The sequence below is a fragment of the Mycolicibacterium sp. lyk4-40-TYG-92 genome (genome assembly GCF_030209435.1).
GTDB lineage: Bacteria > Actinomycetota > Actinomycetes > Mycobacteriales > Mycobacteriaceae > Mycobacterium.
In genome coordinates, this window is sequence record NZ_JARVRX010000001.1 from 740,030 (window position 1) to 759,428 (window position 19,399).

19 protein-coding genes are annotated in these 19,399 nt (G+C 67.7%); 13 read left to right on the top strand and 6 right to left on the bottom strand.

Annotated elements, in window-relative coordinates; genetic code table 11:
• Both rpmD and rplO read left to right on the top strand, forming a co-directional pair.
• The gene (rpmD, locus tag QRN63_RS03725) at positions 1 to 180 is read left to right on the top strand and encodes a 50S ribosomal protein L30 (RefSeq protein WP_020101428.1); all 180 of its coding nucleotides are present in this window, start codon (positions 1 to 3) and stop codon (positions 178 to 180) included.
• The gene (rplO, locus tag QRN63_RS03730) at positions 181 to 624 is read left to right on the top strand and encodes a 50S ribosomal protein L15 (protein ID WP_043401780.1); all 444 of its coding nucleotides are present in this window, start codon (positions 181 to 183) and stop codon (positions 622 to 624) included.
• Positions 625 to 755: 131 nt separating this feature from the next.
• On the opposite strand, the gene QRN63_RS03735 is transcribed toward rplO, so the two are convergent.
• On the bottom strand, positions 756 to 1,982 hold the full coding sequence (locus tag QRN63_RS03735) for a serine hydrolase domain-containing protein (protein ID WP_285029689.1): 1,227 nt from the start codon (positions 1,980 to 1,982) through the stop codon (positions 756 to 758).
• A 106-nt stretch (positions 1,983 to 2,088) separates the two neighbouring features.
• Here QRN63_RS03735 and sppA point away from each other — a divergent pair, with 106 nt between their 5' ends.
• On the top strand, positions 2,089 to 3,876 hold the full coding sequence (sppA, locus tag QRN63_RS03740; protein ID WP_285029511.1) for a signal peptide peptidase SppA: 1,788 nt from the start codon (positions 2,089 to 2,091) through the stop codon (positions 3,874 to 3,876).
• A 7-nt stretch (positions 3,877 to 3,883) separates the two neighbouring features.
• Here the strand turns inward: sppA and QRN63_RS03745 are convergent, their stop codons facing one another.
• Genes QRN63_RS03745 through QRN63_RS03760 form a run of 4 tightly spaced genes read right to left on the bottom strand, consistent with a single transcriptional unit; the run spans position 3,884 to position 7,622 of the window.
• Positions 3,884 to 4,801, bottom strand: a complete 918-nt coding sequence (locus QRN63_RS03745; RefSeq protein WP_285029512.1) for a class I SAM-dependent methyltransferase — start codon at positions 4,799 to 4,801, stop codon at positions 3,884 to 3,886.
• Between the two features lie 5 nt (positions 4,802 to 4,806).
• Complete coding sequence (locus QRN63_RS03750) at positions 4,807 to 5,718, bottom strand: class I SAM-dependent methyltransferase (protein ID WP_285029513.1); 912 nt, start codon at positions 5,716 to 5,718, stop codon at positions 4,807 to 4,809.
• Between the two features lie 13 nt (positions 5,719 to 5,731).
• Positions 5,732 to 6,661, bottom strand: coding sequence for a class I SAM-dependent methyltransferase (locus tag QRN63_RS03755; protein ID WP_285029514.1), 930 nt, complete (start codon positions 6,659 to 6,661; stop codon positions 5,732 to 5,734).
• A gap of 34 nt (positions 6,662 to 6,695) precedes the next feature.
• Positions 6,696 to 7,622 (bottom strand): class I SAM-dependent methyltransferase, encoded by a 927-nt coding sequence (locus QRN63_RS03760; RefSeq protein WP_267318969.1) that lies wholly within the window; start codon positions 7,620 to 7,622, stop codon positions 6,696 to 6,698.
• 326 nt (positions 7,623 to 7,948) lie between these two features.
• Between QRN63_RS03760 and secY the strand changes: the two genes are divergently transcribed.
• The 10 genes from secY (at position 7,949) to QRN63_RS03810 (ending at position 17,004) form a co-directional block, all read left to right on the top strand.
• Entirely contained in the window at positions 7,949 to 9,274 is a 1,326-nt protein-coding gene (secY, locus tag QRN63_RS03765; protein ID WP_267318970.1) for a preprotein translocase subunit SecY, read from the top strand.
• Complete coding sequence (locus QRN63_RS03770; RefSeq protein ID WP_061001786.1) at positions 9,271 to 9,816, top strand: adenylate kinase; 546 nt, start codon at positions 9,271 to 9,273, stop codon at positions 9,814 to 9,816. The genes secY and QRN63_RS03770 overlap by 4 nt, the downstream gene beginning before the upstream one ends.
• Positions 9,817 to 9,845: 29 nt before the next feature.
• Positions 9,846 to 10,649, top strand: a complete 804-nt coding sequence (gene map / locus QRN63_RS03775) for a type I methionyl aminopeptidase (protein WP_285029516.1) — start codon at positions 9,846 to 9,848, stop codon at positions 10,647 to 10,649.
• A gap of 50 nt (positions 10,650 to 10,699) precedes the next feature.
• Positions 10,700 to 11,224, top strand: a complete 525-nt coding sequence (locus tag QRN63_RS03780; RefSeq protein ID WP_267318972.1) for a sigma-70 family RNA polymerase sigma factor — start codon at positions 10,700 to 10,702, stop codon at positions 11,222 to 11,224.
• Positions 11,221 to 11,949 carry a zf-HC2 domain-containing protein gene (locus QRN63_RS03785; protein ID WP_267318973.1) on the top strand — a complete coding sequence of 243 codons (729 nt, stop codon included), beginning with the start codon at positions 11,221 to 11,223 and terminating at the stop codon, positions 11,947 to 11,949. Before QRN63_RS03780 ends, QRN63_RS03785 begins: the two co-directional genes overlap by 4 nt.
• Positions 11,950 to 12,023: 74 nt before the next feature.
• Positions 12,024 to 13,739 (top strand): thiamine pyrophosphate-binding protein, encoded by a 1,716-nt coding sequence (locus QRN63_RS03790; RefSeq protein WP_285029518.1) that lies wholly within the window; start codon positions 12,024 to 12,026, stop codon positions 13,737 to 13,739.
• Positions 13,720 to 14,379, top strand: coding sequence for a DUF8713 domain-containing protein (locus QRN63_RS03795; RefSeq protein ID WP_267318975.1), 660 nt, complete (start codon positions 13,720 to 13,722; stop codon positions 14,377 to 14,379). The genes QRN63_RS03790 and QRN63_RS03795 overlap by 20 nt, the downstream gene beginning before the upstream one ends.
• A 7-nt stretch (positions 14,380 to 14,386) precedes the next feature.
• Positions 14,387 to 15,406, top strand: a complete 1,020-nt coding sequence (locus QRN63_RS03800; protein ID WP_285029520.1) for a 3-oxoacyl-ACP synthase III family protein — start codon at positions 14,387 to 14,389, stop codon at positions 15,404 to 15,406.
• The gene (locus QRN63_RS03805) at positions 15,403 to 16,446 is read left to right on the top strand and encodes a pyridoxal phosphate-dependent aminotransferase (RefSeq protein WP_285029521.1); all 1,044 of its coding nucleotides are present in this window, start codon (positions 15,403 to 15,405) and stop codon (positions 16,444 to 16,446) included. The genes QRN63_RS03800 and QRN63_RS03805 overlap by 4 nt, the downstream gene beginning before the upstream one ends.
• A gap of 69 nt (positions 16,447 to 16,515) precedes the next feature.
• Entirely contained in the window at positions 16,516 to 17,004 is a 489-nt protein-coding gene (locus tag QRN63_RS03810) for a MarR family winged helix-turn-helix transcriptional regulator (RefSeq protein ID WP_267318978.1), read from the top strand.
• A 5-nt stretch (positions 17,005 to 17,009) separates the two neighbouring features.
• Here QRN63_RS03810 and QRN63_RS03815 read toward each other — a convergent pair whose 3' ends face one another.
• Complete coding sequence (locus QRN63_RS03815; RefSeq protein ID WP_285029524.1) at positions 17,010 to 19,334, bottom strand: putative bifunctional diguanylate cyclase/phosphodiesterase; 2,325 nt, start codon at positions 19,332 to 19,334, stop codon at positions 17,010 to 17,012.
• Between the last annotated feature and the right edge of the window lie 65 nt (positions 19,335 to 19,399).

The window sequence follows — 19,399 nt, forward strand, 5'->3', positions numbered from 1 at the left end:
ATGGCTGAACTGAAGATCACCCAGGTGCGTGGCACCGTGGGTGCCCGGTGGAAGCAGCGCGAAAGCCTGCGGACGCTGGGACTGCGCAAGATCCGCCAGTCCGTCGTTCGCGAGGACAACGCGCAGACCCGTGGTCTGCTCGCGGTGGTCAACCACCTCGTCACCGTCGAGGAGGCGTAAATGAGTGTCATCAAGCTGCACGACCTGAAGCCGGCCAAGGGATCCAAGAAGGCCAAGACCCGCGTCGGTCGTGGTGAGGGCTCCAAGGGTAAGACCGCTGGTCGCGGTACCAAGGGCACCAAGGCCCGCAAGAACGTCCCCGTGACGTTCGAGGGTGGCCAGATGCCGATCCACATGCGTCTGCCGAAGCTCAAGGGCTTCCGCAACCGCTTCCGCACGGAGTACGCGGTGGTGAACGTCGGCGACCTCGCCAAGGCGTTCCCGCAGGGCGGCACCGTCGGTGTGGACGAGCTGGTGGCCGCTGGCCTGGTTCGCAAGAACAACCTGGTCAAGGTGCTCGGCGACGGCAAGCTCGCCGTCAAGCTCGACGTCACAGCCAACAAGTTCAGCGGTAGCGCCCGTGAGGCGATCACCGCTGCCGGTGGTAGCGCGACCGAGCTGTAAGAGCTCTACCGAGAAGGGCCTCCGCTTCGGCGGGGGCCCTTCTTTTTTGTGTCCGCCGAGAATGAGCTTGTGTGCCGAGTTCGTCGCGGAATTGGCACACAAGCTCGGTTTCGGCGGCCCTGGTCCTGCAGCTAGCTCTGGGACCGGGCGCCGAGGACGTCGCGGAAGAGTGCCTGGCGGACGGCCAGCTCGCGGGGATCACTCACCAGGTGGAAGCCCAGCCGGTTCATCACGTAGCCGAACCCCACGCCGGTTTCGGGGTCGGCGAAGCCGAACGAGCCACCGAACCCGGGCGTGCCGAACGCCTTTCCCGAGGAGCCGAAGGCGAACGTCGGGATCGGCTTGCAGAAGCCGAGTGCGTAGGCGATCTCGGCGCGCATCACCTTGTCCCGGGTGCCGCCGGACGGATTGCGGGGCGGCGCGATCAACGCATCGAAAGTCTCTGGGGTGAAACCTATTTCGCTCCCGCCGGTCGCCGCGGCGCCGTAGAGGCCGGCCAGTGCGCGGGCCGTCCCGGTGCCGTTGGCAGACGGGATCTCGACGCGGCGCACCTTGTCGGTGTTGTAGTCACCGGCGTACGGGTCGATGTCTGCGGGGATGGCGGCGGTCCTGGCCAACAACCCGCGTGGGTTGAGGCTGCCGATCAGGAACCCGGCCGGCATGACGTCGAGGTGCCGCAAGGACTCGTACCGCTGCCAATGGTGCAACGTGGCGATCCGGTTGCGATCGACCGAGTCCGGCAGGCCGATGTACAGGTCGAGGCCCGACGGCCCGGCTATCTCATCGGCGAGATAGCGGCCGAGCGTGCGGCCGTCGGTGCGACGGATCAGCTCCGACTCGTACCAGCCGATGGTGATGGCGTGGTAGCCGTGCCGGGTGCCGGGCGTCCACGCGGGTTTCTGCGCCGCGAGGATGGCGGAGAGCCGCACCGGATCGGCGATGTCGGACAGCAGGGGATTGGGTGTCAGCACGCACAGGCCCGCCTGATGCGCCAGCAGTTGACGCACGGTGACGTCGCCCTTGTCCTGCGCGGCGAACTCTGGCCAATACGTGCTGACCCGCTCGTCGTAGTCGAAAAGCCCTTTGGACACCGCGTGCGCGACGGCGAGGGCGGCCACCCCTTTCGTCGACGAGAACATGTTGACCATGGTGTCGGCCTGCCACGGCGCCCTGCTGATCCCGTCGCGGTAACCGCCCCACATGTCGACGACCTTGCGGCCGTCACGGTAGACGCACAGTGCGGCGCCGACCTCGCCGCCGGCCGCGAAGTTGGCCCGGAACGCATCGGCGACCTTGCCGTAGCCGTCGTCGGCATCGCCGTGGACCATGTCGGGAGAGACGGAGACCTTCAGCACCATGGGGTCGATCATCACCCGCGAGCAGGCATAAAACTGTCGAAATCGGCAAGGAGTGGACAGTTTTGCGTCTGCTCGGCACTCGGTGGCGAGTCGGTACGCTCGGAGCATGTTTGCTTTCCGGCCCAGCCTGCCCGGTCTTCCTGGTCCCGATGAGTTGCGTGCCCTGGTCCGCAAGGTCGACACCGCGCGTCACCACGGCGTGCCGGGCGGCTGTGTACTGGAACTCGACCTGCAGGCCGTGCCGCCGGAGACCGCCGGCTTCGACCCGATCGCCTTCGTGATGGGCAACCCGCGGCCGCTTGTGCTGCGCGATGCCGTCGCCGCAATCCACCGCGCGGCCGATGACAAGCGGGTGGCCGGTCTGATCGCACGGGTTCAATTGCCCGCTGCCGCAGCAGGTCCGGTGCAGGAGCTGCGTGACGCCATCGCCGCGTTCAGCGCCGTCAAGCCGTCCATCGCCTGGGCCGAGACCTACCCCGGCACCATGTCGTACTACCTGGCCTCGGCGTTCCGGGAAGTGTGGATGCAGCCCTCGGGCACCGTCGGGCTGGTGGGTTTCGCCACCAACGCGCTGTTCCTGCGCGATGCGTTCGACAAGGCCGGCATCGAGGCGCAGTTCGTCGCGCGCGGTGAGTACAAGTCGGCGGCGAACATGTTCACGCAGGACCGCTACACCGAGCCGCACCGCGAGGCCGACGGCCGCCTCATCGAGAGCCTGCACGCCCAGGTGCTGGCCGCCATCGCGGAATCCCGCGGCGTCGACGCCGGCGAACTCGACACCCTGGTCGACCGGGCGCCGCTGCTGCGTGACGACGCGCTGGCCGCGAACCTGGTGGACCGCATCGGTTTCCGCGACGAGGCGTATGCCCGGATCGGCGAATTGACCGGTGGCGCAGCCGAAGCTGACAGCAAGGACGCGCCGCCACGGCTGTTCCTGTCCCGGTACGCCAAGGCCACCGCCGGCCACACCCTGCCCGAGGTGCCGCCGCTGCCGGGTATCAAACACAAGCCGACCATCGCCGTCGTCACCATGGCCGGGCCCATCGTCAGCGGCCGTGGTGGCCCGAGCGCGTTCCCGCCCGGACCGTCGAGCGTCGGCGGCGACACCATCGCCGCGGCCCTGCGGGAAGCCGCCGCGGACGACGACGTCGCGGCCGTCGTACTCCGCGTGGACAGCCCCGGTGGCGCGGTCACGGGCTCGGAGACCATCTGGCGCGAGGTGGCGCGACTACGAGAGGCGGGCAAACCTGTCGTCGCGTCGATGGGCGCGGTCGCCGCGTCCGGCGGTTACTACGTGTCGATGGCGGCCGACCACATCGTCGCCAACGCCGGCACCATCACCGGATCCATCGGCGTGGTGACGGGAAAGCTCGTTACGAAGGGCCTCAAGGAACGGCTCGGTGTCGGGTCGGATGCCGTGCGTACCAACGAGAATGCCGATGCCTGGTCGGCCAACCAGCCCTTCACCGAAGCGCAGCACGCGCACGTCGTGGCTGAGGCCGACCTGTTCTACACCGACTTCGTCGAGCGCGTCGCCGACGGCCGCAATCTGCCGGTCGCGGCCGTCGAGCAGGTGGCCCGCGGCCGCATCTGGACCGGTGCCGACGCGCTCGAGCACGGCCTGGTCGACGAGCTCGGTGGGCTGCGCACCGCCGTACGCCGGGCGAAGGTGCTGGCCGGTATCGAAGTTGAAGCTCCCGTCCGAACCGTCAACTACCCGGGTTCGTCGCTGCTGGACCACGTGCGGCCCAAGGCCTCCTCGCAGCCGGCCGCGGCGTCATTGCCGGAAGCGGTTGCGGCACTGTTCGGTCGTTCCCTGGTCGGTGCGCTCGGCCAGGCCGAGCGGTCGCTGACCGGGGTCAGCGCGCTGTGGCTGGGGGACTACCGCTTCTAGGAAAGGTTCAGCCCAGAGTGCCGCTGATGTAGATGATTTCGCGCATCGGGTCGTCGTCGACAACTGTCGCCGTCAACCCGTGCCGGGCGTGCAGATCTACCCGGCCGATGCCGGTCGTCTGCCAGCCCTTGGCGGCCAGATAGTCTGCGGCAGAATGCCTTTCGCCGTGGTAGACGAGCGACGGCATGTCCATGTTCAAGCCGAGCTTTTGGAATCCGGCCGCGGCTTCGCGAGCCTTGTCCGGGTCGAAATCCTTGAGCCCCGGCACGAATTCGGTGGCCACGGCGCTACCGGGAGCGCTGAGCTCGTGGATGTCGTCGAACAGCTTGTCCTGGGCTTCCGGCGGCAGGTAGATCAGCAGACCCTCGGCCAGCCACGCCGTCGGCAGACCGGGATCGAAACCGGCCGACCGCAGCGCTGCCGGCCAGTCCTCGCGCAGATCGATCGGCACGGTCCGGCGCTGCGCCGTCGGCTCCGCGCCGAGTCCGGCCAGCGTCCGGGTCTTGAACTCGATGACGTCGGGCTGGTCGATCTCGTAGACGACGGTGCCGTCAGGCCACGCGAGCCGGTAGGCGCGCGAGTCCAGGCCGGATGCGAGGATCACCGCCTGCCGGATGCCGCCGTCGGCCGCCGTCGCGAAGTAGTCGTCGAAAAACCTTGTACGCACGGCCATTTCGTCGATGTTGGCGCGGGCGCGCGCGGCCGCATCCGGCGCGACGGCGTCGAGGACGGCCAGGTCCAGTTCACCGTCGACCATCTTGGTGAATGCCTCGATTCCGACGGCGCGCACCAGCGGCGCCGCGAAGGGATCGTCGATCAAACCGTGATCATGGGTGCTGGCGATGGCCCGCCCGGTCGCGACCAGCGTGGCCGTCGCGCCGACGCTCGACGCCAGGTCCCAGGTGTCCCCGTGCTCGCGTGCCATGGCGGTCAGGCCTTCTTGCCGAGGACTGCGCGCACGTACTTCAATTGCGTCCAGGCCCGGGACAATTCGTCATCCGGGTACTGGAAACCGTTGTCGCCGTGGGCTTCTTCGACCGACCGCGCGGTGACGTCCCAGCCGAGGCCCGTCAGGTAGTCGGTGACGTGATTGCGGTCGCCCTCGTAGATGAGGTCGGTCATCTCGATGTTCGATCCGAGCGCCTTCATTCGTTCGCGCATCTGCTGCATCCGCTCGTCGTCGAACGCGGAACTCAGGTCGCCCACCTGCTCGGTGGCCACGAAGCTACCGGGCGCCGAGAGCGCGGTGATGTTGTCGAACAGCCGGTCCTGGGCCTCCGGCGGCAGGTAGATCAGCAGCCCCTCGGCGATCCACGCCGTAGGTGCCGACGGATCAAAGCCGTTGTCCCGCAACGCCTGCATCCAGTCGTCGCGCAGGTCGACGGCGACGGTGCGCAGTGTCGCGGCGGGTGCGGCGCCGAGGTCGGCCAGCGTCGTGGACTTGAACTCGATGACCTCGGGCTGGTCGACCTCGAAGACGACCGTGCCGTCGGGCCACGGTAGCCGGTAGGCGCGTGCGTCCAGACCGGCGGCCAGGATCACCGCCTGCCGGACACCCGCGGCGGCCGCGTCGAGGAACAACTGGTCGAACCACCGGGTGCGCACCGTCATGCCCTCGGCGGCGCGCCGCGGGGTGAAGGCCGGGTTCACGTCGCCGAAGTCGATCTCGCCGTCCAGCGCCTTGGTGAAGAAGTCCAGTCCGACGGCACGGACCAGCGGCTCGGCGTACGGGTCATCGATCAGCTGCTCGCGGTGCGCCAGCGCGCGCTGCCCCGCAACCATGGTTGCGGTGGCGCCGACGCTGGAGGCGAGGTCCCAGGAATCTCCGTCAGTGCGTGTCATGTGGGTGCAGCTCCTAGTTCTTGATGGCCGTTACGGACAGTGAATTACGCAGCGCCGCGGTGTCTTCGGTCTCCGCGAGGGGTCGGCCGTACTCGGCGAAAACTTCAAGGCGCGGGCGGGCCGTGGTATTCCAGCCACTGGCATCCAGGTGCTCGACCACCGAGGTCCGGTCGCCCTGGTACCAGAGGTCGGTCAGGTTGAGGTCAAGGCCCGCGCTGCGCCACCGCTCGCTCATGGCTGCGCCGCGCTGGGCCATGCCGGCACCGTGATCGGTGTGGAACTCGGTGGCCAGCCGGCTGCCGGGCGCCGACAGCGCGGTGATGTTGTCGAACAGCTTGTCTTGCGCTTCCGGCGGCAGGTAGATCAGCAGGCCCTCGGCGATCCAGGCGGTCGGCGCCGACGGGTCGAATCCGGCGGCCCGCAGTGCGGCCGGCCAGTCCTCGCGCAGGTCGATGGCGACAGTGCGGCGTTCGCACGTGGGCTCGGCGCCGATCTGTGCCATGGTCCCGGTCTTGGCGGCGATCACCTCGGGCTGGTCGATCTCGTAGACGACGGTCCCGGCCGGCCAGTCCAGCCGGTAGGCGCGCGAGTCCAGGCCGGCGGCCAGGATGACGGCCTGCCGGATTTCAGCGGACCCGGCGGCCCCGCTCGAACTGACGCCTACGGCGTCCATGAAGAAGTCGTCGAAGAACTTCGTCCGCACCGCCATCAGGTTGGTGATCATCGCGGCGGCCGTTCCGGCTTCGCCGGCGAGGTCGATCTGCCCGTCGAGCAGCTTGATGAAGAAGTCGACGCCGACGGCCCGCACCAGCGGGTCGGCGTACGGATCGCGGATGAGGGGCTCCGCTTCCTTCGTCGCCAGGGCGCGGGCGGTGGCCACCATCGTGGCGGTGGCGCCCACGCTCGAGGCCAGATCCCAGGTGTCGCTGTCGGTGCGGGTCATCGCGTGAGTCCTGTCCGTCGGTAGGGGTATGGGGTCAGCGCAGGGCGGTGACGTAGTTGACCTCGCCCATGGAGGGCTGGCCGTTCGGGTCGGCCTCGACGCCCGGCAGGCCGTTGCGGACCAGCAGTTCGTTGGAGGTGACGGCGGTGGTGTGCCAGCCGTGGCCCTGAAGATAGGTGTCCACGTCGGCGCGGTCACCGAGATAGACCAGATCGCTGAAGTCGAGGTCGAAGCCTTGGTCGCGCCAGTGCTCCGACGCGGCCTTCATGCGCTCGCGCACGGCGTCCTCGTCGAGGTCGGGCGTGGCCGGCACGCCTTCGGCGCCCATCCGGCTACCCGGTGCGGACAGTTCGGAGATCTGGTCGAGCAGCCGGTCCTGCGCTTCGGGCGGCAGGTACCCGAACAGGCCCTCCGCGATCCACGCGGTCGGCTTGGCGGGATCGAGACCCGCGGCGCGCAGTGCCGCCGGCCAGTCGTCACGCAGGTCGATCGCCACCGTGCGCCGTTCGGTGGTGGGCGCGGCGTCCAGATCGGCCAGGGTCTTGGACTTGAACTCGATGACGTCGGGCTGGTCGATCTCGTAGACGACGGTGCCCGCCGGCCACGACAGGCGATAGGCCCGGGAGTCGAGGCCCGCGGCCAGGATGACGGCCTGCCGGATCCCGGCCTTGCCGGCGTCATGGAAGAAGTCGTCGAAGAATCTGGTGCGCGCCGCCATTCCGTTGGTCAGCTGCGTCATGGTCGGGCCGTAGCCGGCACCGAACTGGGCGGGATCGGTGGCACCGTCGACCAGCTTGGTGAAGAACTCGACCCCGACGGCGCGGACCAGGGGAGCGGCGAACGGGTCGTCGATGATGGGGTCTTCGGAATTGGTGGCCAGGGCGCGGGCGGCGGCGACCAAGGTCGCGGTCGCTCCCACGCTCGATGCCAGGTCCCAGGTGTCGTTGTCAGTGCGTGCCATCGCGTCGTTCCTGTCGTCGTGGCCCGGTACGCGGGCCGGTAGTTAGCTCATGTAACAACCTGTCGGCGACTGTACGCGCCGTTCCTGAATGCGGCAGAAATGCCGGGTGACGGCACGTTTCGACGTGTCCGGGCTGGGTAGGAAGGGTTCGGCGCCGAGCGGATGCAGGTCGTGGGGACGGCAACTGTTATTCTCGGAGACTGATTTGACGGCGCGTCCAGGCAGGTCGGGTACCTGCTGTGGTCACGCACGGAAATAACCAAACGCTGGACCTGACCAGCCCCATCAGCACGCCGCGGCCCGAGCTCGGCTGCGCAGGAGGAAGAGTGCTTTCGGCTTTCATCTCGTCCATGCGGACGGCCGATCTGCGACGCAAGATCCTCTTCACGCTGGGTGTAGTCGTCCTGTATCGGGCCGGTGCCGCGTTGCCGTCCCCCGGGGTGAACTACCCGAACGTGCAGAAGTGCATCGAGCAGGTCAGTGGCGGTGACTCGGCGCAGGTCTACTCGCTGATCAACCTGTTCTCCGGCGGCGCGCTGCTGCACCTGTCGGTGCTGGCGGTCGGCGTGATGCCCTACATCACGGCGAGCATCATCGTGCAGCTGCTGGTCGTGGTCATCCCGCGCTTCGAACAGCTGCAGAAGGAAGGCCAGGCCGGTCAGGCCAAGATGACGCAGTACACGCGTTATCTCGCGATCGCGCTGGCGGTTCTGCAGGGCACGTCGATCGTCGCGATGGCTGCCAGCGGCAACCTGCTGCAGGGCTGCACCCTGAACATCATCCAGGACCAGAGCATCTTCACCCTGGTCGTGATCGTGCTGGTCATGACCGCCGGCGCCGCCCTCGTCATGTGGATGGGCGAGCTCGTCACCGAGCGCGGCATCGGCAACGGCATGTCGCTGATGATCTTCGCCGGCATCGCCGCCCGCATCCCGTCCGAAGGCCAGTCCATCCTGGAGAGCCGCGGCGGCGTCGTCTTCGCCTCGGTCGTGGCGGCAACGCTGATCATCATCGTCGGCGTCGTCTTCGTCGAGCAGGGCCAGCGCCGTATCCCGGTGCAGTACGCCAAGCGCATGGTGGGCCGCCGCATGTACGGCGGTACCTCGACCTATCTGCCCCTGAAGGTCAACCAGGCCGGCGTCATCCCGGTCATCTTCGCGTCGTCGCTGATCTACATCCCGCACCTGATCACCCAGCTGGTCACCGCCGGTGATCCGAACGCATCCAACGGCTGGTGGTCCAAGGCGATCGCCAAGTACCTGACCAACCCGGCCGACCCGGTCTACATCGCGATCTACTTCGGTCTGATCATCTTCTTCACCTACTTCTACGTGTCCATCACGTTCAACCCCGATGAGCGGGCGGACGAGATGAAGAAGTTCGGTGGCTTCATCCCCGGCATCCGCCCGGGCAAGCCGACGGCGGATTACCTGCGGTACGTCCTGAGCCGGATCACCCTGCCGGGCTCGATCTACCTGGGCATCATCGCCGTGCTGCCCAATCTGTTCCTCGAGATCGGCAACTCCGGTAGCGTGCAGAACTTGCCGTTCGGCGGTACGGCCGTGCTGATCATGATCGGCGTGGGTCTGGACACGGTGAAGCAAATCGAGAGCCAGCTCATGCAGCGCAACTACGAAGGGTTCCTCAAATGAGAATGGTTCTGCTGGGACCGCCGGGAGCAGGCAAGGGCACTCAGGCCGAGAAGCTGGCCGAGAAGTTCGGCATCCCGCAGATCTCCACGGGTGATCTGTTTCGTAGCAACATCAGCAAGGGCACCCCGCTCGGTGTCGAGGCCAAGAAGTACCTCGACGCCGGCGACCTGGTCCCGGCCGAGCTGACCAACGCGCTGGTCGACGACCGCCTCGACGCCGACGACACCGCCGCCGGGTTCATCCTGGACGGCTTCCCCCGCTCGGTCGAGCAGGCCGTCGCGCTGCGCGACATGCTGGCCAAGCGCAACCTGAAGCTCGACGCCGTGCTGGAGTTCCGCGTTTCGGAGTCCGAGCTGCTGACCCGGCTGAAGAGCCGCGGCCGCGCCGACGACACCGAAGAGGTCATCCTCAACCGTATGAAGGTGTACCGCGACGAGACCGCCCCGCTGCTGGACTACTACCGGGACGAGCTCGTGTCGGTCGACGCCGTCGGCAGCCTGGACGAGGTTTTCGCCCGCGCCCTGCAGGCGCTCGGCAGCTGACACCGCCGCTCTGGCTGAAGTAGTTATCGATGATTGGTCTACCCCGACGCGGCCGCAAGGTCGTCCCGCAGCGGACACCCGGCGAACTCGACGCGATGGCGGCTGCCGGTTCGCTGGTGGCGGCAGCGCTGAAAGCGGTTCGTGACGCCGCCGCACCGGGGATGTCCACTCTCGAGCTGGACCAGATCGCCGAGTCCGTCATCCGCGACGGTGGCGGCATCCCGTCGTTCCTGGGCTACCACGGCTTCCCGGCGACCATCTGCGCGTCGGTCAACGACCGCGTGGTGCACGGGATTCCGACCGCCGATGAGGTGCTCGCCAGCGGTGATCTGGTCTCGATCGACTGCGGCGCCATCCTGGACGACTGGCACGGCGACTCGGCCGTGACGTTCGGCGTCGGCCCGCTGATCGACGCCGACCAGAAACTGTCGGACGCCACCCGTGAGTCCATGGAGGCCGGTATCGCCGCCATGGTGCCCGGTAACCGGCTGACCGACGTCTCGCACGCCATCGAAGTGGCGACCCACGCCGCGTCCGCCCGCTACGACCGCAAGTTCGGCATCGTCGCAGGCTACGGCGGTCACGGCATCGGTCAAGAGATGCACATGGACCCGTTCCTGCCCAACGAGGGATCGCCCGGGCGGGGCCCGTTCCTCGAGCCCGGCTCGGTGCTGGCCATCGAGCCGATGCTGACGTTGGGTACCTCGAAGACGGTCATTCTCGAAGATGAGTGGACAGTGGTTACCAAGGACGGCTCCCGTGCCGCACACTGGGAACACACCGTTGCTGTCACTGAGGATGGACCCCGAATCCTGACGCTGCTGCACGACTGACCCGGTGAACCGGATCGCCCCTGATCTCGTGTCAATGACGGAGGTTATGCATGAGCGATCCGGAGGCCGCCATGATGCGGGTGCTTTACGACGAGCACGCAGGCGCCCTTTGGCGCTATGCCCTGCGTCTGACACAGGATTCGGCGCGCGCCGAGGACGTCGTACAGGAGACGTTGCTGCGGGCGTGGCGGCACCCCGATGTCGTGTCCGACACCAACCAGTCCCCACGGGCCTGGCTCTACACCGTCGCTCGCAACCTCATCATCGACGAGCAGCGCAGCGCTCGGCGCCGGCACGAAACGACGTCGTCGGAGGTGGTGGAGGCCGACGACCGGACGGATCCGGCAGCCACCGATGAGGTGGATACCGCCCTGGATCGGATGCTGCTCGGGGGCGCCCTGAGTCAGCTCTCCGTCGACCATCGCGCCGTCATCGAGCGCGCGTACTACCGGCAGCTGAGCGTCGCGCAGATCGCGGCAGAGCTTCAGATCGCCGAGGGCACAGTGAAATCGAGGCTGCATTACGCGGTCCGGGCGCTGCGCCTGAATCTGCAGGAAATGGGGGTGACTCGGTGAGCATTCACATTGTCGAGTCCGTCGGACCCTTTGACGGCGACCGGTACGCAACCTGGGACGCCGCCTACGTGCTGGGTTCGCTGTCGAGTGCGGAACGCCGCGAGTACGAAGCGCACCTGCAGACCTGCTCCCGGTGCCGGGACGCGGTCGGTGAGCTCAGCGGCATGCCGGCCCTGCTGGGCCTGCTGGATTTGGCCGACGTGCAGGAGATCGGCGCCGAGCAGCCTGAACCGCCGTTGCGGCCCGAGGTGCTCGATTCGGTCTTGGCCAAGGTACGGTGGCGCCGGCGCCGGACCCGCTGGGTGACGACGGCAGTGGCCGGCCTGGCCGCGGCGGTCCTTGCCGTCGGTGCGGTGGCCGTGGTCCGGCCGGAGTTCTTCGGCGGTGGCCAGAGCCAGGAGCAGGTCGCGCAGCTGCCCATGCAGCACGTCGCACCCACGCCGTTCAACGCCACCATCGCGCTGAGCAGCTTCGGCTGGGGTACGCGGATCGACATGGCCTGCAGCTACGGCGACTGGTCCAGTGGACCGGCCGCTCCGCCGACCAACCTGGGTATGGTGGTGGTGGGCCGCGACGGCAGTCGCAGCCAGATCGCCACGTGGTTCGGCATGTCGGGAGCCACTGCGTTGCCGAGCGGTAACACGCCCATGCAGGTTTCGGAAATTGCTGCGGTACAACTGGTTTCCGCAGACAACGGCAAGGTGCTGCTGGAGCGCAATCTGTAGGAATTTCCCGCGGCGTTGAACCATCCGCCGATCCGCTTCGTGTCCTTGGTGAGACGAGCGGAAGCAGGTGGCAGATGGTCGGCAGGCATCGGGTGGTGGACCACATCATCACGCAACTTGCGGCGTCGGGCATCGAGTACTTCTTCGGTGTCGACGGGGCCAATATCGAGGACCTGTTCGACGCGGCGTTCCTCGCCGAGGGTGTCACCCCGATCCTCGCCAAGCACGAGTTCTCCGCGGCCACCATGGCAGATGGTTACAGCCGCGCGGTGTCCCGGATCGGGGTGGTGGCTGCGACGTCGGGCGGCGGATCGCTGAATCTTGTTGCAGGACTGGGTGAATCACTGGCCAGCCGGGTTCCGGTGCTGGCCCTGGTGGGGCAGGCGCCGACCGGTATGGACGGCCGCGGCAGCTTCCAGGACACCAGTGGACGGTCCGGATCGCTGGACGCGGTGGCGTTGTTCTCGGCGGTGTCGGTGTACTGCCGTCGCGTGACGGAGCCGGAGGAGATCGTGCCCGCGCTGGCGGAGGCGCTGGCCGCGGCCGGCAGCGGCGGCCCGGCGGTCCTGTTGCTGCCGAAGGACATTCAGCAGGCGATGATCGACGTGGTGAATCCTACTGCTGTCGTTGAGGATTCGCTGCTGTCCGACCCGGGTCCCATCGCCGAGGTGCTGCGCCGGGCACTGGGCCCGGTCACCATCATCGCCGGCGAGCAGGTGGCCCGCGACGACGCCCGCCGGGAACTCGAGGAATTGCGCTCGGTGCTGCGGGCCTGGGTTGCCACGGTGCCCGATGCCAAGGACGTCAGCGGCTCGCCTGGTTTGGGGCAGTCGTCGTGGCTGGGGGTCACCGGCGTGATGGGTCATCCGCGGGTGGTCGACGCGGTGTCCCGCAGCGCGGTGTGCCTGGTGGTCGGGACCCGCCTGTCGGTGACGGCGCGCGCCGGTCTCGACGGCGCACTGGCCGGCGTACAGACCGTCTCGCTCGGTGCGGAACGCCCGTATGTCCCGACGACACACGTGAATTCGACCAACCTGCGGGCGTCGCTGACCGCGCTGACCCAGTCATTGACCGGAGCCGGCCGGCCCCACGGTATCCGCGTCCTCGACCCGTTGCCGCACACCGAACTTCAGCCACCGCCGCACGACGGCCCCGGTATCCGGTACCGCGACACCGTCGCGCTGCTCGACGACCTGCTGCCCGACGGCGCCGACATCGTGGTCGACGCCGGCAACACCGGGGCTTCGACGGTGCATGGGCTGCCGGTGCGCCGGGCCGGGCGCTTCGTGGTGGCGCTCGGGATGGGCGGCATGGGATACAGCTTCGGTGCCGGCATCGGAATGTGCTTCGCCCGGGCGAAAACCGCTGGGCCGCAATACCGCACCGTGGTGGTGGCCGGCGACGGCTCATTCTTCATGCACGGCATGGAGCTGCACACGGCGGTGCAGTACCGGCTCCCGATCACCTTCGTGTTGTTCAACAACAACGCCCACGCCATGTGCGTCACCCGCGAGCAGCTGTTCTACGGCGACCGCTACAGCTACAACCGCTTCACCCCGGCCCGGCTCGGCGCCGGTCTGGCCGCGATGTTCCCCGGCCTGCATGCGACGGACGTCACCGAGCTGCCGCAGCTGGCCGGTGCGCTGTCCGAGGCGTTCAGCCGGCACGGACCGTCGGTGGTCAGCGTCGAATGCTCCGCCGACGAAATCCCCACGTTCGCACCATTTCTCGATACCGCAACTCAACAGACGCAGAAAGAGAGCTCCCAGCATGTCGCTGCCCGCGCTTGAAGACATCGCCCTACCCAACTCGGAGGCACTGGCCGGGGTGACCCGCATCGAGAACGCGCCCCGGGAGAAGGCCACGCCCATCATCATGGAGATGATGCGGTCGGTGTACCCGCACGACGTGGTCTTCGGTGACTACTGCACCGTCAACGACTACATCGACTGCCCGCCGGACGAACTGTTCGAGTACCTGGCGGACACCCGCAGCCTCGAGGAGTGGACCTACAGCCTGCGTGGCTTCACCCAAACGGAGGAGCCGGGCCTCTGGCTGGCCTATGACCGGCTGGGCTCGGAGACCGAAATCTACACGCGCACAGTGGCGAACCGTGACGCGATGACCGTGGACTACCACTGCGCCTGGGATCAGGGCCGGCACCTCTGGATGATCTACCTGATGCGCGTCGTCGACGCCCAGGTCGTGCTCAACAAGCCCGGCTCGGTGGTGCTGTGGACCAACTGCCACCACCCGTTCTACGACAAGAACCCGTACCCGGAGACCGCGCCCGCGCAACGACCCGTGTGGGTCGGGGACTTCTGGGACATGTTCGGGGCGGGCCACCGCCTGGAACTGGACAACCTCAAGGCGATTGCCGAATACCGGCACCGCAACGGCCTGCCGATCACCCCGGCCTGGATGAAGTGAGCGACACATGAGCCAACCAGTTGTGAGCCTGCTTGATGTTTCGACGTACCTTCCCGGCGAGCCGATAGGTGCGGACTACTACGCGCAGTTCGCCGATTCCGACGACCTGCGGGACAACCTGATGTTCCGGGCGCCGAAGTTCCGCCATCACGTGGCACCCGACGAGACGGCCATCGATATGGTCGAGCGCGCCGCCGCGGGCATCGTCGATCGGCACGGCTCTGATGCGCTCGCCGACGTCGACATCCTGATCACCCACACCCAGCTGCCCGACATGCCGTTCTACGGCGGCGGTGGCGGCATCGCGAATCGGCTCGGCATGAAACCGAACTGGGTGGTCGACCTGCACAACGGCGGGTGTGCGGCCTTCATCCTGGGCCTCAATCTGGCGAAGCAGTTGATCGCGTCGGGGGAGGGGCGTACCGCCCTGGTGGCGGTGGCGCAGAACGCGGCGGGCCAGGTCTTCGACCAGGTCACGATCCGGCCCAAGGCGCAGGCCGCGGTGCCCGGTGACGGCGCCGCGGTGGGACTCGTTGCGGCGTCCGATGTTTCGCCGATCCTCGACATCGAATGCCGCACCTACGGCGAATACGCCGGTGACATGACGATGTCGGTCGATCCGCCGCGCAAATGGTGGCAGGCCGGTCCGGGCGAGGGGTGCATCGGCTTCACCGAGAGCAAGATCACCAAGGTGCTGGCCCGCGGCAACCGCCAGGTGCCCGAGGTGGCGTACGCGGTGTGCGACCGGATCGGGTTGGCGCCCAAGGACATCGGCCTGCTGGTCACCAATCAGCCGAACCGTGTGTTCCTGCGGAACTGGCGTGAGGCGCTGGAACTGCCCGCCGAGCGGCACCGGGACACCTTTGAAGAGTGCGGCAACCTGTTCGCCGCGGGCGTGCCGATCAACCTGGACCGGGCGATCACCGACGGCCAGGTAGGCAAGGGCGATGTGGTGATGATGGCGGCGTTCGCGCACGCCGGTGACTTCGCCGGCGCGGCCGCGGTGCGGTGGGGCGGACAACGATGACACCGACGTGCGCGTTGGCCGACGCGGTCGGTTCGCTGCCCGCCGCGGACGACCCGCTGGCGTTGTCGCTCAACGAGAATCCATTTCCGCCGCTGCCTGGGGTGCGCGCCGCGCTGACCGCGTCGATCGAGGTGCTGAACCGGTACCCGGAGTTCCTGCCGCAGCGGTTGCGATCGCTGATCGCCGGGCGCGTCGGGGTCGCCGACGAACAGGTGGTGGTCGGCGCCGGTGCCACCGGCGTCATCATGCAGGTGCTGCAGGCCGTCACCCACCCCGGTGACGTGATGGTGACGGCAACGCCGACGTTCGACGGCTACCCGATCTTCGCGCAGATGGCGCGATTGCGGTCGGTGACGGTGCCGCTGGACCGGCATGGGCACCACGATCTCGATGCCATGGCAGACGCTGCGGCACGGGCACGGGTGGTGGTGGTGTGCCGGCCACACAACCCGACAGGGACCGTCGAGTCGCCCGCCGACCTGTACCGGTTCCTGGATCGGGTGCCGTCGGGCACGGTGGTTCTGCTGGACGAGGCGTATGTCGAGTTCCTGACGCCCGACTTGTGCCTGGACGTCCCCTCGCTCGTGGAGCGGTACCCCAATTTGGTTGTGGTACGGACATTTTCGAAGGCCTACGGGCTGGCCGGGCTGCGCATCGGCTACGGCGTGTGTGCCCCGTCGCTGGCCAGCCAGCTGTGGGGGATGCAGCTGCCGTTCGGCATCGGTATCACCGGTTTGGTGGCGGTCGCCGCGTCCTACGATGCGGAAGATCAACTGCGGCAACGCATCCAGATGATCTCCGCGGAGGGAGCATTCCTGCGGGCACGGTTGCGGTCGATGGGGGTGTACTGCACTGACAGCCACGCCAACTTCGTCTACCTCCCGAGTGGGGCGCGGGCCTGGACCTTCGGCGATGACGGCCCGCGGGTCCGCAGCTATGCGGACGGCGGCGTGCGGATCACGGTCGGGGACCGCAGGTCGTCGCGAGCGGTGCTCGCGGCCATCCGTAAAGCGGTGGACGGGACGAGCGTCGGAGGCTGACCGCATCGGATCGGTGGCCAACTGGGCGAGCGCAGCGACGGCGCGTATGCGGTGCGGTATGAATGAGCGGTGAGCAGTGACCCCATCGCCCGGGCCCGGGCCAACTGGGAGCGGGCCGGCTGGGGCGACGTCGCCGACGGCATGGTCGCCGTGACGTCGGTGATGCGGGCACACCAGATTCTGCTGGCTCGCGTGGAGACTGCGCTACGGCCCTATGACCTGAGCTTTTCCCGCTACGAACTGCTGCGACTGCTGGCGTTCAGCGGTAGCGGCGCGCTGCCGATCACCAAGGCGTCCGACCGGCTGCAGGTGCACGTCACGAGCGTCACCCACGCCATCCGGCGGCTCGAGGCCGACGGTCTCGTCGAGCGGGTGCCACACCCAACGGACGGGCGGACGACCCTCGTACGGCTGACCGACGTAGGCCGCTCGACGGTCGAGGACGCCACGGTGACCCTCAACAAGGAAGTGTTCGCCGACGTCGGGATGTCCGATGAGCAGTCCGCGGCTCTGGTCGATGCGATCGAGACCCTGCGCCGCACCGCCGGAGATTTCTGACCGGCTCAGCGCCGTAGCGGGTTCCGCGATTCGATCACGGGCCGCAGCGATTCGGCGAACATCGGTTTGGCGAAGTAGTAACCCTGGCCGATATCGCAGCCGTACGCCGAGAGCCGCTCGGCGGTCGCGGCGTCTTCGACTCCTTCGGCGACACTTGCGATGTTCAGGGCGTGGGTCAGGTTGATCACCGACCGGACGATGGCGGCGGCGCGGGGGTTGTGCATCATCGGCAGCACGAACTCCCGGTCCAGTTTGAGCTCGTCGACGGGCAGATCCCGCAGGTAACTCATGGTCGAGTAGCCGGACCCGAAGTCGTCGATCGACACCCGCAGCCCCGACTTCCGCAGCCGATCGATCACCACCTGTGTCCGGCTCATGTTCGACAGCAGCATCTGCTCGGTGATCTCCACGGTCAGGGCGCTCGCCGGTAATGAATGCTGGGCGAGGATGGCCCCGATCCGATCGGCCAGATCGATATCGGTCAGCGACGGCGCGAAGAGGTTGACCGCGACCGGCACATTCCGGTGTCCCGTCCCGAACCAGGTCGAGGCGTCCCGGACCGCTTGTTTGAGCACCGTGTCGGTGACCGAGCCGATCAGGCCGTTGCGCCGGATCAACGGCAGGAACTCGGACGGGGTCAGCAGGCCGAGCTCGGGATGGGGCCAGCGGAGCAACGCCTCCACACCGACGATCTCGCCGGTGGCCAGCAGCACCTTGGGCTGATACACCAGTTTCAACTCGGAGTCGCCGATCGCGCGGCGCAGTTGCCCGAGCAGCTGTACACCGGCTTGGGCCGGTACCCGGACCCGGCCGCTGTCGCCCGACCGTTGCGGGTCCAGCGGCGAAACCTGGCGCATGTCCGCGGAGAAGGTCTGGACGCCGCCGATGCCCGTCCGCTTGGCGGCGTACAGCGCAACGTCGGCCTGCCGCATCAGATCGTCAGCGGTGACGTCTGCTTCGTCGGCGGGGGCAATCGCCAACCCGACGCTCGGATGGATGAAGACCTTCTCGCTGTTGAGCGAGAACGGTGCGTCGAATGCTTCGATGATGCGCTCGGCGATGATGGTGGCCGCATTGGGCACCGACCGGATGAGAACGGCGAATTCGTCGCCGCCGAGCCGGGCCACGGTGTGCTCGGCCGGCACCGTGCTCTTGAGCCGATCCGCGACGTCGATCAACAGCTCGTCGCCACTCGGGTGCCCGAGGTTGTCGTTGACCATCTTGAAGTCGTCGAGGTCGAGCGCCAGCACGGCGACCGGAAGCCGGTCGTCTCCGTGTGACCGGATGGCCTCATCGAGGTGGTCGTTGAACATCAGCCGGTTGCCGAGCCCCGTCAAGGGATCGCGCCTGGTCTGGTCGGCCAGGTCGAACAGCAGCCGCCGGTTCTGGATCAGCACGATCAGCTGCCGGACGAGCGCCGTCATCACGAGCACCGCGGCGGCGATCAGTATCGGCTTGTCGTCGGTCATCGGCCAGAGGTCGATGAGGCCGACGACCACTGCGGCCACGAGCGGCGAATACGGAAGCCAGAGCAACGGGTCTGACAGGGGCTGCCGCCGTTTCCGCCCCGCGGCGGACGGTGGATTGTGCGCATCGATCAGCCCGCCGGCGCTGAACAGCACCAAGCCGGCCGCCCAGCAGACGACAGCCAGCGGGCTGGTCGAATTCGATTCCGCCAGGACGTAAATCCAGATGGTGTCGGCCACGGCGACGACCATCAGGCCGGTGCAGACCAGGATGACGGCCTGGCGTTCGCCCGGCACCGTCGAACTCACCGTCAGCACCGCCAGCGTGATCATGACGACGTCCGAGATCGGGAACGCGACGGACACCGCGGCCGCCATCCAGCTGGAATGCGTGGATGCGAACAGATCCTCGAGGATCAGTACCCAGCACACGAGGAACAGCGCGGAGGCGATGATGACGCCGTCGAGTACCGGCCGCAGCGCCGACATGCGGTCGGCTCTCACGGACCAGATCGAGGCGACCATCACGGTGCAGGGCAGCAGGAGGAACGCGCCATCGGCGACCGACGGAAACGGGGCCGGCGATCCGAGTACGGCGTGGTGATAGAGCAGGATCAGATTGCCGACCACCCAGCCCGCCATGCCGATCGCCAACGCCAGCCAGATGCGCCGACGCCGGCTGCGGTTGGCCCGGTACGCCGCGACGGCAGCCAGACAGGCGAAGCTGCTGAAGACTGTCAGCCCGATGTCATTGGTGACGAGTGCCGCCGCCGTGCCGCGGTCACCGGAAAACACCAGATAGGCGAACACAGCGAAGATAGCGGCAGCAGCGCCGATGATCGCATTGGTGTTGCCTGTGCGCACCTAAACCCCCGTGTCAGACTCGATGGTTCGGGATTCTTCGGGCATTGTCAAAATTTGCCGGACTG

Bases quoted from the DNA above. Each gene is read 5' to 3' on its own strand.
- QRN63_RS03755 (WP_285029514.1), bottom strand. From the start codon at position 6,661: ATGACCCGCACCGACAGCGACACCTGGGATCTGGCCTCGAGCGTGGGC.
- QRN63_RS03795 (WP_267318975.1), top strand. From the start codon at position 13,720: ATGTCGCTGCCCGCGCTTGAAGACATCGCCCTACCCAACTCGGAGGCA.
- map (WP_285029516.1), top strand. From the start codon at position 9,846: ATGATTGGTCTACCCCGACGCGGCCGCAAGGTCGTCCCGCAGCGGACA.
- QRN63_RS03745 (WP_285029512.1), bottom strand. From the start codon at position 4,801: ATGGCACGCGAGCACGGGGACACCTGGGACCTGGCGTCGAGCGTCGGC.
- QRN63_RS03770 (WP_061001786.1), top strand. From the start codon at position 9,271: ATGAGAATGGTTCTGCTGGGACCGCCGGGAGCAGGCAAGGGCACTCAG.
- rpmD (WP_020101428.1), top strand. From the start codon at position 1: ATGGCTGAACTGAAGATCACCCAGGTGCGTGGCACCGTGGGTGCCCGG.
- QRN63_RS03790 (WP_285029518.1), top strand. From the start codon at position 12,024: ATGGTCGGCAGGCATCGGGTGGTGGACCACATCATCACGCAACTTGCG.
- QRN63_RS03805 (WP_285029521.1), top strand. From the start codon at position 15,403: ATGACACCGACGTGCGCGTTGGCCGACGCGGTCGGTTCGCTGCCCGCC.
- rplO (WP_043401780.1), top strand. From the start codon at position 181: ATGAGTGTCATCAAGCTGCACGACCTGAAGCCGGCCAAGGGATCCAAG.
- QRN63_RS03760 (WP_267318969.1), bottom strand. From the start codon at position 7,622: ATGGCACGCACTGACAACGACACCTGGGACCTGGCATCGAGCGTGGGA.
- QRN63_RS03750 (WP_285029513.1), bottom strand. From the start codon at position 5,718: ATGACACGCACTGACGGAGATTCCTGGGACCTCGCCTCCAGCGTCGGC.
- sppA (WP_285029511.1), top strand. From the start codon at position 2,089: ATGTTTGCTTTCCGGCCCAGCCTGCCCGGTCTTCCTGGTCCCGATGAG.
- QRN63_RS03800 (WP_285029520.1), top strand. From the start codon at position 14,387: ATGAGCCAACCAGTTGTGAGCCTGCTTGATGTTTCGACGTACCTTCCC.
- QRN63_RS03780 (WP_267318972.1), top strand. From the start codon at position 10,700: ATGAGCGATCCGGAGGCCGCCATGATGCGGGTGCTTTACGACGAGCAC.
- QRN63_RS03735 (WP_285029689.1), bottom strand. From the start codon at position 1,982: ATGGTGCTGAAGGTCTCCGTCTCTCCCGACATGGTCCACGGCGATGCC.